The 12,956-nt window shown below is 56.8% G+C and carries 10 protein-coding genes; 6 read left to right on the forward strand and 4 right to left on the reverse strand.

The window, feature by feature from the left end; genetic code table 11:
• Window positions 1-230: 230 nt before the first annotated feature.
• Together H6F59_RS01840 and H6F59_RS01845 are read left to right on the forward strand one after the other, a co-directional pair.
• Complete coding sequence (locus H6F59_RS01840; RefSeq protein ID WP_190694902.1) at window positions 231-1,898, forward strand: glycerol-3-phosphate dehydrogenase/oxidase; 1,668 nt, start codon at window positions 231-233, stop codon at window positions 1,896-1,898.
• A 107-nt stretch (window positions 1,899-2,005) separates the two neighbouring features.
• On the forward strand, window positions 2,006-2,995 hold the full coding sequence (locus H6F59_RS01845; protein ID WP_190694676.1) for an NAD(P)H-dependent glycerol-3-phosphate dehydrogenase: 990 nt from the start codon (window positions 2,006-2,008) through the stop codon (window positions 2,993-2,995).
• Between the two features lie 165 nt (window positions 2,996-3,160).
• Here the strand turns inward: H6F59_RS01845 and H6F59_RS01850 are convergent, their stop codons facing one another.
• Entirely contained in the window at window positions 3,161-4,183 is a 1,023-nt protein-coding gene (locus H6F59_RS01850; RefSeq protein WP_190694678.1) for a hypothetical protein, read from the reverse strand.
• Between the two features lie 983 nt (window positions 4,184-5,166).
• Between H6F59_RS01850 and H6F59_RS26200 the strand changes: the two genes are divergently transcribed.
• Entirely contained in the window at window positions 5,167-5,724 is a 558-nt protein-coding gene (locus tag H6F59_RS26200; protein WP_242021212.1) for a rhodanese-like domain-containing protein, read from the forward strand.
• Between the two features lie 326 nt (window positions 5,725-6,050).
• Window positions 6,051-6,695: an HAD family hydrolase gene (locus H6F59_RS01860; RefSeq protein WP_190694680.1), complete on the forward strand. Its 645-nt coding sequence runs from the start codon at window positions 6,051-6,053 to the stop codon at window positions 6,693-6,695.
• Window positions 6,696-6,801: 106 nt separating this feature from the next.
• Here H6F59_RS01860 and H6F59_RS01865 read toward each other — a convergent pair whose 3' ends face one another.
• Window positions 6,802-7,359, reverse strand: coding sequence for a DUF2267 domain-containing protein (locus H6F59_RS01865; RefSeq protein WP_190694682.1), 558 nt, complete (start codon window positions 7,357-7,359; stop codon window positions 6,802-6,804).
• Between the two features lie 383 nt (window positions 7,360-7,742).
• Here H6F59_RS01865 and H6F59_RS01870 point away from each other — a divergent pair, with 383 nt between their 5' ends.
• The gene (locus H6F59_RS01870) at window positions 7,743-9,089 is read left to right on the forward strand and encodes a hypothetical protein (protein ID WP_242021213.1); all 1,347 of its coding nucleotides are present in this window, start codon (window positions 7,743-7,745) and stop codon (window positions 9,087-9,089) included.
• Here the strand turns inward: H6F59_RS01870 and prmC are convergent.
• Both prmC and H6F59_RS01880 read right to left on the reverse strand, forming a co-directional pair.
• Window positions 9,086-10,006, reverse strand: coding sequence for a peptide chain release factor N(5)-glutamine methyltransferase (prmC, locus tag H6F59_RS01875; RefSeq protein WP_397192715.1), 921 nt, complete (start codon window positions 10,004-10,006; stop codon window positions 9,086-9,088). The two genes, H6F59_RS01870 and prmC, sit on opposite strands and share 4 nt — an antisense overlap.
• Before the next feature lie 170 nt (window positions 10,007-10,176).
• Window positions 10,177-11,838 carry a D-Ala-D-Ala carboxypeptidase family metallohydrolase gene (locus H6F59_RS01880; protein ID WP_190694685.1) on the reverse strand — a complete coding sequence of 554 codons (1,662 nt, stop codon included), beginning with the start codon at window positions 11,836-11,838 and terminating at the stop codon, window positions 10,177-10,179.
• Between the two features lie 54 nt (window positions 11,839-11,892).
• Between H6F59_RS01880 and H6F59_RS01885 the strand changes: the two genes are divergently transcribed.
• Window positions 11,893-12,660: an HAD family hydrolase gene (locus tag H6F59_RS01885; RefSeq protein WP_190694687.1), complete on the forward strand. Its 768-nt coding sequence runs from the start codon at window positions 11,893-11,895 to the stop codon at window positions 12,658-12,660.
• The last annotated feature ends 296 nt before the right edge of the window (window positions 12,661-12,956 follow it).

Below are 12,956 nucleotides of genomic sequence, written 5' to 3' on the forward strand. Positions count from 1 at the left end.
ACGTCAGAGCAATACTCACAAAGATCATAGAATCCCACCCTGCATCTTTCCCTAGATATAGGCCTATGCCCCTGGGCAGTTGTTGGCTTATGGCCAAATATCTAGACTGGCTACATTCACAGCCGGCCGGCCTGAGTGGCTGTATAGCCGATGCAGAAATCCTTTACCGCCAAAAGCTCAAGCTAGAAAAACAGTCAGCCGCGATCGCAAACCCCACCGCCCCAGAGTTCATGCGCGACCTGCAAACCCTCACCAATCAGCCCTTCGACTTAATCGTGATTGGCGGCGGCATCAACGGTGCAGCCACGGCACGCGATGCTTCCCTGCGCGGGTTGCGCACCATCCTGCTTGAGAAAGGCGACTTTGGCGGCGGCACCACTAGCTGGTCGAGCCGCCTCATCCACGGCGGGCTGCGATATTTGGAATACTTTGAGTTCAACCTGGTACGTGAGTCGCTCCACGAGCGCGAGGTGCTGCTGCGCAATGCCCCTCACCTGGTCAAACCGTTGCCGTTGACGATTCCCATTTATCGCAGCGGCTCGCGCAGCTACCGCATTGTTCAAGCAGGGATGGTGTTCTACGACCTGCTCAGCTACGACAAGTCGCTGCCCAACCACCGCATGCTGTCGCGCAGCAGCACCCAGCAGCTCTTTCGCGCCATCGATGCAGATGGGCTGGCGGGGGCGGCCCAGTATTACGACGGCCAGGCCGAGCATGCTGAGCGGCTGTGCTTAGAAAATATTCTCGACGCCGAGCAGGCCGGAGCCACGGTGCTCAACTATGCCCAGGTCGAAGACATTCACCTCAGCAAGCAGCGGATTACCAGTCTGACCTGCCGCGATCTGCTCAGCGGTCAACCCTTTGAGGTAACGACCCACGATCGCACGGTGGTCATCAACACCTCTGGCCCCTGGGTGGACGAGGTGTGCGGCCTCAGCCAGTCGCCGGTCAGTCAGAATCGCAAGATTGGCGGCACCAAGGGTAGCCACATTATTGTCGATGCCTTCCCCGGCGCGCCCGATGCGGCCCTTTATGTAGAAGCCAAGTCTGACGGACGGCCCTTTTTCATTCTGCCCTGGCTGGGCCAGTACCTGATTGGCACCACCGATGAGCACTATGCGGGCTCCCTCAACCAGGTCAAGGCCGACGATGCCGAGATCGACTACCTGCTAAAGGAAACTAACGCCGTGCTGCCCGCCGCCCACCTAACTCGGGAAGATGTGCGCTTTACCTACGCCGGGGTACGGCCTTTACCCTACGCCGAGGGCAAAAAGACCGGCAGCATTACCCGCGCCCACATTTTGCATGACCATGGCCAGGAGGGGGCGAAGAACCTAATTTCGCTGATTGGCGGCAAGCTCACCACCCATCGCCAGGTGGGCGAAGAGCTAGTGGATGCCGCCTTTCGCCAACGAGGTGAGACGCGGCCCGCCTGCCCGACCCACGATCGCCCCTTACCCGGAGCTATGCAGCTCGACGACCCCAGGTTGGGCGAGTGGCGCGATCGCTACCACCACCGCATCCCCAACCTCAACCACCTGATCAACATCTACGGCGCTCGCACGGGTGACCTGCTCGCTCTAGTCGATCGCCACCCGACCCTAGCCCAGCCCATCGTCGACTACTCCTCCGACATTCAAGCTCAGATTGTGTTTGCGGTACAGGCCGAGATGGCCCACACCTTCATGGATATTTTGCGCCGCCGCACCACCGTGGCCATGCACCACAACTATGGCTTTGCGGCGTTGCCCGTGGTGGCCCAGGTGCTACAGGAGTATTGTGGGTGGAGCGAAGACCTGTGCGATCGCGACATTCGCGCCTACCACCAGTTCATGGCCGCCAACTGCATTCCCGACTATGCGCTGGGTGAGGAGAGGGCGTCGCTGCAAACCGCATAATCAGAGTTGGGGAGTGATGGGCTAGGGGAGCGAGGGAGTGAATCTATTCCACCCATCCCATTACTCCACCACTCCATCACCCCACCACTCCATCACCCCCACTCCCCATGCTCGTCGCCCCAGCCTCCCAGCAAATTATTGCTACCTACAAAAACCGCCCGGTCACCCTCGCCATTTTGGGATCCGGCGCCTGGGGCAGTGCGCTGGCTCACATTGCCGCCACCAACCACCACACCGTGCGCCTTTGGTCGCGATCGGGCAGCGTTTCTCTAAGAAATGCCGTCGTTGGGGCAGATGTAATTTTGTCGGCCATCTCCATGAAGGGAGTGCTAGACCTGGTCACTCAGCTCAAATCGCTGGCTATTCCTGAAACCACAGTGCTGATGACGGCTACCAAGGGCTTTGACCCGGAAACTACCTTGACGCCATCGGTAATTTTTCAGCAGGCGTTTCCCAACCACGCGGTGGCCGTGCTCTCTGGTCCTAACCTTTCTAAGGAGATTGAGGCCGGGCTGCCTGCTGCCACGGTGATTGCCTGTGTCAACGAAACCGCCGCCGAGGCCGTACAGCATGTGTTTGCCTCAGACCACTTTCGCACCTACACCAGCACCGACCCTCTGGGAGCTGAATTGGGCGGCACGCTAAAGAATGTGGTGGCGATCGCAGTCGGTGTCTGCGAAGGGCTCAATCTGGGCTCTAACGCGCGATCGGCCCTGATCACCCGCGCCCTGCCCGAGGTCATGCGCATTGGCACCCACCTGGGCGGACATCCCGAAACCTTTTTGGGTCTCTCGGGCTTGGGGGACATGCTGGCCACCTGCACCAGCGCCCTCAGCCGCAACTACCGGGTGGGCTACGGCCTCGCCCAGGGGAAATCTTTAGAGCAAGTTTTAGAAGAGTTGGGCAGCACCGCCGAGGGCGTCAACACCGCCTACGTGCTCCACGACATTGCCCAGCGAGAACAGCTCTCAGCGCCGATTTCCCAGCAGGTGTACTTGCTGCTCAAGGGTGACATCTCAGCCACAGAGGCCGTCGCCGCCCTGATGGAACGCAAGCTCAAAGCCGAGGACTACCAAGAGGTCTTGCAGTGCGAATGACTTGCAGGCATTACTGAAGGACAGTATGAATCCTGTAGGAACGCACGCTGTACGCCCCTACAGGGTCATCCCCCAGCAGGTGGGATCTAGGTTAGGCGGCTCAAAACGCCAGATCCAGTCCGGCCTTCTATCTTTGTTCTTTAGCCGTATTTCCGCTGCGTTCCCCTAGGCGGGTTCTGGAAAGGTTGAGGGCGAAAACATCTTGAGCATGGCGGTGTAGTGGGGCTCATAGTATTTGACATTGATCGACCCCACACAGGCCGAAAGCTCTTGGTCAAGCAGGTTGACCATCAGCCGCACCAGGCCCCAATTTACCTTTAGCCTGGGATACAGCATGACGCAGAGCGGGAACAGCTCTTGGGCGATCGCTGAGATGTTGTTCTCTAGCATGCAGGTCCAGAGATAAATCTGAAACATCTCCACATCGCGAATGCTGGAGGTGCGCACTGCGGCCGCACTGAGGGGGCCGGTATAGGTCGCATAATCAGGGCACAGCGTAATCACTTGATTCACAATGCTCTTGGCAATGCGGTTGGTGGCCGGCAGCGCCAGCCGCACCGTCTCTAAACGCGGGTGATGGTAGTCGTAGTTGGCGGCAGCGGCGTAGGCCCGGTGCAGCGGCATATACAACAGATCGTCAACCACTTTGAAGTAGCTTTGCAGGGTCGACTGCTCGGCCTCGGGGGCTTCCGCCGAAAGCATTTGACCGCAGTAGTGAAACTGCATGCTGACAAACCCAATCACCCTAGGGTCTACCGCCGTATGGGTTTGGCGAATAGCGCCCAACTGCTTAGAGGCCGCAACCGAAAATCGCTGGGGCGTCACGCCCTTGGCGTAGGCCGCCAGAGCCTCTTCGTAGACCGAATGCACATCTTTGGAAATGGTCCAGGGGTCAATTAAGCTAGGGCTAATTTGGTGGCGACGAACTTCGCGAGACAGCAGCGTTTCCGTTTTGTTCCAGGCTCGGGCACTGACAGAGCGCAGGATATCGACGAGTTTTTGAGCGACATCCGGTCTAGATTGGGACTTATCTAAGTTCAGGAGCACCTGATCCTGACGATGCAGGTCTTTGACATACTTCTTTGCCCAAACCTCAGACAGGGAGAGCACTTCGGCCTTATCGGGAGCGCCAATTTTGTCTAGACGGCCAACTTTCAGGCTGGTCGATACCGAGCAGTCTGTCACCATAGGAACACAACCACGCTTTAGGGAAACTGGAACGACGGAAAGAAAGATTTAAAAGCCATAGTAAGCCCAGGCTGGTCAGCAGAGTTAAGAAGATCCCGGAAAGCGGTAAGCCAAATTTATTAAACTTTATTCTTCGCAATGGTTCGCAAAGATAAATAATTTTTCGATGGATTTTACAGGATTTTGGCGGCTTTAAAGGTTGCGGCAACTTCGACTGGGCAACAATTTACCGGAATGTGAGGACACCCAGTTCACGAAATAGCGACGCAGACCGTGGATCCTCTCGCATCCCTGCGCCCTTCCAAGGGAGGTAGGAAAGAGCGCTTGAGAACATCCCTGTGTGGCTCGCTTTTCGGCAAATTGGTATAGACGGGCTGAACCTCGTCCGCTTAAAGCTGGAGTTCCCCTCGCTCTCTGGCGATCCTACAAGTAGTCTACGAAGGGTTCAAGGAAGTGACTAGTCTCTTGGATACCTACCTTGGGCGATGGCGATCGCCTTAGCGCGTCATTAAAACAATGGCATAGCCTGCAATCAATCCTTGGAGAGCACCTACCCTTTGCTCCCAACCTCTAGGAAACAGCAGGCCCATAAAGCGGCACCAGACGTTACTCGTTCGTTCTAGAAAACAACCTCTTCCACAGTTTAAGATCACAGCCCTATGGCGCTTCAAAACTCTCTCCTAGGCAAGATATCGAAGCAAGTCTTCTACTTCGTTAGGCACAGAAAATTCACTAACGTCTAGAGCAAGAGCACAAGCAATTTTAGATTTATTGTGGTAGTTGGAACATAGACAACAGCCTCTCTGACAACGAATCCAAGAGAGCTATTCCGACCATAATTTCGCCTTGATCTGATTTTTTATTTAGAAAAGAATAGACATCTGTCGGTAGTTATGGCCCTTTGCTGGATTATGCCCGCTGATGGATGAGATTTTGATGCCCAGCTAGTAAATTAAGGCCATTGATGCTGATAGAGGTAATCTATGACTAATTTTCCTGAGCAAGTCGATAATGTCACTAATCAGGCCGCCGAGCAGGCTCAAAACTTGACTGAGCCAGCAGGGAATGTCGTTAGCCAAGTTCCTGAGCGAACCGAAGAATTTGCTCGCAAAGCTGATGATGCGTCCCACCAAGTTTCTGACCAAGTTGAATCGGCAAAGGCTACAGTGACCAAGCCTTTGCCCAAGCCCCCCGCTATGTCGGCCAACCAAGCACCTGCCGAAGAACTGCTCAAGCGTCTACAGTGGGGCGAGCCAGCGCTGACTATTATTGACGTGCGCAGTCGCGAAGACTTCAACAACGAGCGGATTACTGGCGCTGTGCCCATGCCCATCGACCATGTTTTAGATAATGCTGAGAATGCCCTAGAGCATAAGCGCGATATCTATGTCTATGGCGATAGCGCTGACGATGCTGCTAGCCAGCTCCGTCAGGCAGGCTACGCCAGTGTAGCTGTGCTACAGGGTGGACTTTCGGCATGGAAGGCCGTTGGTGGCCCTACCGAAGGCGTCTATGCTTTTTCATCACCGCTCAAGGATTAAGCGCCTTTAGCATCAACATTGAACAGTAGAAACCTGATTTAAGAAAGCTGAAAGGGTGCTCTTAGGAGACTCCGCGATCGCCCTCACACTCAAGCCTACAAATCAGGAATGTTCAAATCAGTTCTGATACAGAACAAAGATAGGCTAGCCAATAGCCTTAGTTAATCGGTTCCCCTCGTACTTTCCTTAATGGATAAAAGTATGGGGGGAAATCGGTGTTTGTCTAAGGCAGTTTAAGTTTAGCTAATGCCAAGATGCGTTCCCTCGACCACCCAAGGCTTAACTTTGGAAAACTACAATGGCCATAGCGTTTATGCCACCCAACGATGGACTTTCTCTGCCAGGCGATTATCTTTGACGTCGATGGGGTGCTGATTAACTCAGACCCAGTAGCAGAGCGCCACTGGCAGGCCTGGGCCGATCGCCACGGGGTTGATTTTGAGGCGATCCTCCGCATTCACCACGGTCGCCCTACGATAGCAACTATTCGCCAGGTTGCGCCCCATGTGGATGCTGCTAAGGAAGCCCACATTAAGGAAACCGCTGAGGCGGACGACACCAATGGGCTGATCCTCTACCCAGGCGCAAAAGAGCTTTTAGCTGAGCTGCCGCGCGATCGCTGGGGAGTCGCCACCAGCGGCACCCGCCGCACCGTATCCCTGCGCTTTCCCTATCTGGGCCTGCCAGAGCCCTCGGTAATGGTAACCGCCGACGATGTACAGCGGGGAAAGCCTGCACCCGATCCCTATTTATTAGCGGCTGAGCGATTGGGCGTTGCCCCAACAAATTGCCTGGTGATTGAAGATGCCCCCGCTGGGGTAGAGGCGGCCAGAGCGGCCGGGATTAGAGTAATTGCGGTGACGACAACAAACCGAGCCGAAGATTTGGGGTTGGCCGATGCGATCGCTCCCGCCCTAGCTGCTATTCAGATTAACGTTGTCTCTGATGGTCTAGTGGTGCGAATCGACTAGGAAAGATGACAGCCTTGGCTAGGCTGTGTGTTAAGGGGACGATCGCAAGAAAGGTGCGCCATTGCCTCTGCAACACCGCACCTCAAGGTCATATTTCGGATAATTTTTACGCTTGCTCCCAGAGTTCTCTAACGCCATTTTCAGGTAGCCAGGTGGCAATTTCCTGAATGCGCTCTTCGGATAGCTCTCTCTTAGTGGCGGTAAAAACGGCTTTCACAGCCTTCTTACGCTCGGCGTCTTTGTTAGTAGGGTCGCGTCGCAAACCACCTTCATTCGCTACCCGGAAGAAGAAGCGATCGGAGTCAATTTTGAAAATTCCTGGCCCCTGCCAAGGCGGACGCACCCGGCTCAAAAATCCGACGAGGGGGTTGCTGTCTTTCCAGAGGTCAGTTACCTCCATTTGCAACGCTTTTTCAGCGGTTGGCATGGCTTCTTCATGCAGTTCGTCGGCAACCCGATCGGCTGATTCGGTAGTCATTAGATCGCGCATGACGCGAAAAACAACTTCAGTAAAGTCTCTAGCATCGTAGGGCTCAGCAAAGCCCCCTTCAACCATCACATACTCTAAAAAAGACCGATCTTTATCGGCGATCGCCAACCTAGAATCTTCTGTTTCAGTCGGGTCAAGCCCTTGAATTTCTCTCTCTGTAGTTTTATCTACCATGCTTACTTCCTCTATTGATTTACATCAATCTTTCTTTCAGTAAAGGTTAAGCAACTTAAAACTATTGCACTTCCCTCAGGGGTTCAAGTTTGATTAGGTCATCAGATAGATATCGTGAGCAATGTTGGGCGATCGCCACGGGAGTCTCCCTGTTGGGAGACAAAGGGAGGACAGTAGGATGGTTGGAGAAAGATCCTCGCGCTTTGGAATAGCGTTTGGCGAGGGTGAATGAGTTGCAGCAGGCGGCAGTTTCAGTTTTTGTAACCATCCTGAGCTAGCCACCGCCGTCGCGTAGGTTAGGGGCATAGCTTTGCGAGGGCCTGAGGATGGAACACCGCTGGAATGTTTGGTTACTGGGCGCAATTGCGGCAGGAGCTTTGCCCATGGCCCTTGCCGACCCAACTCAGGCCTGGGATCCGATTGCCCCCAACCCCAATGCCAATTCCGACGCCAGCCCCAACGCCACCCCTACAGAAAGTTCTATGCCACCGATCGTGCAGCGCCAGGCCTATGACCGCTACCTCCAGGTAATCGAGCGCACTCAGGCGATGGTAAGCGACCCCGTCGCTCGCCAGCTGGCCGAAGCGCTCAACCTAAACGTTCTCAATGTCACCTGGGAAGACACCGGGCGCTTTTACGGCTCCTCCGTTGGCCCCAATATCAGCGACATGACCATTCAGGTGCAGCAGGATCCCGTTAGCGGGCAGCACCAGCTGCACCTGATGCCGGTGATTCGCCATCCCAACTTTGCAGATATCAGCGCCGACATTCCCCTAGAGAGCTTCTTTCTACAGGTGGGCAACGAGAACGGCGAAGACCTGCGTCGGGTGGCACTGAGCGAGGTACTCGGCGATCTGCGGAGCTATCTCAGCACTCCAGATTCTTGGAGCGGGCGAGGGCGATCGCTCCTTGCCCCTAGGCGTGATAGCCATGTGCTGGTCAGTGCCCAGGCCTGTTTTTTGCCGATTCCCCAAGAGGGTATGGCCACATTTAACCCGGTGCTGTTTAACTATCAGTCGCGCCCCGGCGACCCGGCGGTGCTAACCATTCTCGCCACCCGCGAAGGCACCAGCGTCACCGTGATCGACAACCAGCGCGATGGCTTTGAGGCTGGGCAGACGTGGGGTCAGCGCCTCTTTTTCAACAAAAATGGCGAACGGGCTAGCTTTACGGGGCAACGCCTGAGCGATTTTCAAGCAGTGGAGAATCCAGACGGGCGACCTGGAGAAGTCGCTGAGGATGATACCGAGGGGCTAAATATGGTGCTGCTGATTCAGGTACCACTCAAACAGCGGGCACCAATGAGGCAATCATCCTTTGACAGTATGGCCCCCGCCCCTATGGCCGCCGCCCCCCTGATGGAATCCCGTGGCCCCAGCGATGTAGAAGCCGCCGTCATCGGCCATGGCGCGGTGGAAGGGCCGTTTACCGAGATTGACAACCTCGCCATTGAGCGCGACCCAGACTACCCGATTCGGGTCACGGTGCAGTTCTACAAAGCCACCAGCAACGGCGTGGTGTCGGAGGCTGACATGGCCGAAATTCGCGAGCAGATCGACCGCGTCTATGCCGAAGCCGACTACGTAGGCAGTCTGGTGGTGGATGGCCCCAGCGATGGTCAAGGACCGGCCAGAGGCCAACGCCCCACCGAGCACGACGGCCCCAAAGATGAGCCTGCCGACTGGTGGCAGCGCTTCTGGGAATACCAGCGCAACTTCCTCAATCGCTAGAGTTTGGGGGCGTAGATCGCCTGCACAAAGCGATCGCGCCCCGCCAAATCCAGACATATTTGAATGTCGCGGTAGCCTCCCTGCGCTTCTAGCAAGGAGGCTACAGCCTCTCCCTGCCCCGTCATCATTTCTACTAGCCAAAGCCCCCCCGGCACCAAATATTTGGGAGCCTGGGCGGCAAGCAGGCGGAGATCATCCAGGCCATCATCGCCGCCATCCAAGGCACTGGCGGGTTCGTGGTTGATCACCTCGGGTTGAAGCGTCGGCAGCAGCGCCGAGGGAATATAGGGCGGGTTAGACACAATAGCGCTGAGCTGGCCTCGGTAGGACGTTAACGGTTCAAACCAAGATCCGTTGTAGAACGCGATGCAATTCTGTAAGCCTGCGCGGTCTGCGTTGCCCTGAGCGATCGCCAGCGCTTCAGCACTAAAATCTACCGCCAAGATGCGAGCCGACGGAAAGGTTTGGGCGAGACCCAAAGCAATCGCACCACTGCCGGTTCCCATATCGACCCAAATGCCTTGGGCCAGCTGATCTCTGAGGGGGCTACGGGCAATCGCAGCCTCGGCCAGATCAATTATTAGCTCGGTCTCAGGGCGAGGGATAAGCACCGCCGGAGACACGGTCAACATTAGGTCGCGCCAGGGAGTTTCGCCCACCAGGTATTGCACGGGGGTTCGCTCCGTAAGGCGCTGCTGCCAGCGACGCTCCAATTCGGCTAGAGAATAGCGGAGAGTGATCTGCGATCGCTGGTGCACCGTGCCCAACCGCAGCGACAGCCGCTCCACATCCGCCACCGCCATCAGCAGCCAGTCCACTTCGTCAGCGTCAACTCCCGCCGCCTGAGCCTCTGCCAACGCCTTTTCGCGCCAGGCCCACAATTCCGCTCCCGTCGCAGCGCGATCGCTAGCTGTCATAGCCGCCATCTTCCCTAAACCGTGGGTCACACAAATCTCCTTGCACTAGCCCAGGTAAATTTTGAAGCCCCACGCTACCTTGCCAAAATCGCCGATCTAAAATTCTTGAAAGCAAAGCGAGTCTGCCCCTACAACCCATCCACCCCCTACCCCCTCACCCATCCACTCCCCTAACGCGTCCACCGCACCTTAGACCCGCGCGCATCCAAATGCACCAGCGCCGGGAACTGGCTGTAACGCCCCAGCCCCCCTGGCCACCAAGGATCCAGCGCCCAATAGATCTGGTTGCCCGTGAGCCCCATGCAATAGAAGTCGATGGCGTCGCCCACGATGTGGCGACTGTCGGAGGCACCACCTACCCGACTGTCGATCTCAGCGGGGCGATACCAGCTGGTAATTAAGAAGGGGCGGCCAATGCGATCGCGGGCCTGCTGGGCCAGAACGGCGATACGCACGATGGCCTCTACCGTGGCCTGGTTAGAAGGCATGCGGACACCGCCACGGGTGGCTTCCGACCAGGTAAAGTTGCCGTTAGGCACAATGCTGGCGTCCAGCTGAATATTGTTGGGCGTCCACTGAGCAGGGCGCGGTGGCGGCGGGGCAGGCACCGGGGCGGGCATGGCCTCGGGTGACGAGGGGGCGGCGCGCTCCAGCCGCCGCAGATCCTCAAACAGCGACTGAATCGCGGGAATCCGCCCCTCTAGCCGCCGCCACAGCTGTACTAGACGAATTAACGCCTCCCGCTGGTCTTCGGTGGGGGTGTAGGTGGTGGGGATATTGGCCGCAAAGTCGAGCAGGGCGCGATCGAGGGTGCGGGCGGTCGTGACCAGGGCCGCTGGGTTGTCGGTGTTTTGCGCCAGGTCATCGGGATTGACTCCCAGCTGCTGAATAGCGGTGGTACGTGAGTCGAGGTTAAACCAGCGGCGATAGCCGTCGGTTAGCGCAAAACGCAGATCGCCTTGACCGTTGTAGAGACTGGGTATTTTTTGCACAAAGGCGAGCAGCGCTGAGTCAAGGGTCTCTAGGTTCGTTTCATGGGCAAAGGGATCGTTGGTGAGCAGCCAGGCGATCGCCTCTTCCCGCGCATCCATCGCCCGCCACAGCTGCACCAGGCGAATCAGTGCCTCGCGCTGGTTGGGATAGCCCGCGTAGTAGCGGCCCACCGACTGCATAAAGGCCACCAGCGCATTGTCCAAAGCCGCTTCATCGGGCACCTGGCCAACTACCGGCACGTTCAACACGTCGTACACCGCCGCCGCCGTGTTGAGCTGTCGCCACAGCCGCACCGCCTCAACCATGGCCTGCCGCTGAAAGTCGAGCCGTCCATAGTTGGGCGGCACCCGTTCAGCAAAGGCCAGCAGGGCCGAGTCGAGCTGGCTCACATTCTGGGGCAGCTGCGCCCCGCTGTAGCCGGTGCTGATGTCTTCGAGGTAAGCCTGGAGCAGGGCGGCGGCATCGCTGGGCTCAAGCTGGGCGGCATCGCGATCGCCCTCTGCTGGCGTAAAGCCGTTCGCTACCGCTTGCAGAAAGCGATCGCTGTAGCGCCCCACGCTGACATCCCAAATGTCGGCCCCGCTCCAGCCCTGCTCAATGAGGCCGTTGGTAAGACTGCGCAAGGTATTGGCCGCGTAATGGACCTGGGCTGCGAAGGTATCGACCTCACCCATGTCCACCTGGTTCACCGGAGCAATGCCCAGGCCGGTTTCGCCGTCGGTGAGCTGGGGCTGATTGTGCACGGCGTAGAGGGCAGCCAAAATGGGCTTGTGCACCCCCGCTCGCTCCCCTTCCAATAGATAGTAATAGTTGCGCTGATCGGGTGCTAACGTGCTCATAGCGTGCATTAAGCCACAATGACCTGTCCACAGTAACCACAAAGTGTAAACTCGATGGGCGAAGTTCAACCATTACCCAGCCACGGGTTTTCACCCCGACCCCAGCTGCTAGCCACCGACATGGATGGCACCCTCACCCGCCAGGGCAAGTTTACCCCCGCCCTACTACAAGGGCTAGAACAGCTCCAGGGTTTAGGTCTGCCGGTGATGATTGTCACCGGGCGATCGGCAGGATGGGTGAATGGCCTCGCCCACTATCTCCCCGTAGTTGGGGCCATGGCCGAAAACGGCGGCATCTACTTTCCTCACAACGGTCCGCCAGAGCCATTAGTTGAAATTCCCAACCTGGTTGCCCACCGCCAGCTGCTGCAAAAGGCCTTTACTCAACTGCAGTGGCGGTGGCCTAAGCTGCGCGAGTCAGACGACAATCGCTTTCGTCTCACCGACTGGACGTTTGACATTGAGGGCCTAACCCAGGCCGATTTAGATGAAATGGCAGAGCTGTGCCAATCGCTGGCCTGGGGGTTTACCTACAGCACCGTGCAGTGCCACCTGTTTACGCTGGGCCAGTCTAAGGCGGCGGGCTTGCAACGGGTGCTTGAGCGCTACTTCGCACCGATCGCCGCCGCTGAGGTCTTGACCGTGGGCGACAGTCCCAACGACGAGAGCATGTTTAACCCAGCCCTGTTTCCCCAGTCGGTGGGGGTGGCCAATGTGGTCGAATACTGGCCTCGGCTTACCTATCACCCCGCCTACGTCACCCAAGCCACCGAGGTGGCCGGGTTTTTAGAACTCGTAGAAGCTTTAGTGCAGAATTTTTAGAATTGGTTTGGAACGACCAGTTTTGTAACAAAAAAAGACGTTGTTTTCTATTGCTGACAACCAGCTCCCATAACATTGTCAGACATAAAATATTTTTGAAGTTTTAACCCTAAGGGCAGGCAGTACTTTTACCATGCCAGACAATGGGCCGAGTATTCTGCCAGCTACTCTGCTCTACTTAGCCAAGGCACTCTGCCCTAAAGTGTTTCATTTTGTTGAAATCAAAAAACAATCTGAATATCTAGACCATCTAGGACAGTAGGGGAGATTGTAGTAGTCGGCAGGATAGGGCAATT

It is taken from the genome of Nodosilinea sp. FACHB-141 (genome assembly GCF_014696135.1).
Classification (GTDB): domain Bacteria; phylum Cyanobacteriota; class Cyanobacteriia; order Phormidesmidales; family Phormidesmidaceae; genus Nodosilinea.

Bases quoted from the DNA above. Each gene is read 5' to 3' on its own strand.
- H6F59_RS01870 (WP_242021213.1), top strand. From the start codon at position 7,743: ATGGCCCTTGCCGACCCAACTCAGGCCTGGGATCCGATTGCCCCCAAC.
- prmC (WP_397192715.1), bottom strand. From the start codon at position 10,006: ATGACAGCTAGCGATCGCGCTGCGACGGGAGCGGAATTGTGGGCCTGG.
- H6F59_RS01865 (WP_190694682.1), bottom strand. From the start codon at position 7,359: ATGGTAGATAAAACTACAGAGAGAGAAATTCAAGGGCTTGACCCGACT.
- H6F59_RS01880 (WP_190694685.1), bottom strand. From the start codon at position 11,838: ATGAGCACGTTAGCACCCGATCAGCGCAACTATTACTATCTATTGGAA.
- H6F59_RS01860 (WP_190694680.1), top strand. From the start codon at position 6,051: ATGGACTTTCTCTGCCAGGCGATTATCTTTGACGTCGATGGGGTGCTG.
- H6F59_RS01840 (WP_190694902.1), top strand. From the start codon at position 231: ATGCGCGACCTGCAAACCCTCACCAATCAGCCCTTCGACTTAATCGTG.
- H6F59_RS01850 (WP_190694678.1), bottom strand. From the start codon at position 4,183: ATGGTGACAGACTGCTCGGTATCGACCAGCCTGAAAGTTGGCCGTCTA.
- H6F59_RS26200 (WP_242021212.1), top strand. From the start codon at position 5,167: ATGACTAATTTTCCTGAGCAAGTCGATAATGTCACTAATCAGGCCGCC.
- H6F59_RS01845 (WP_190694676.1), top strand. From the start codon at position 2,006: ATGCTCGTCGCCCCAGCCTCCCAGCAAATTATTGCTACCTACAAAAAC.
- H6F59_RS01885 (WP_190694687.1), top strand. From the start codon at position 11,893: ATGGGCGAAGTTCAACCATTACCCAGCCACGGGTTTTCACCCCGACCC.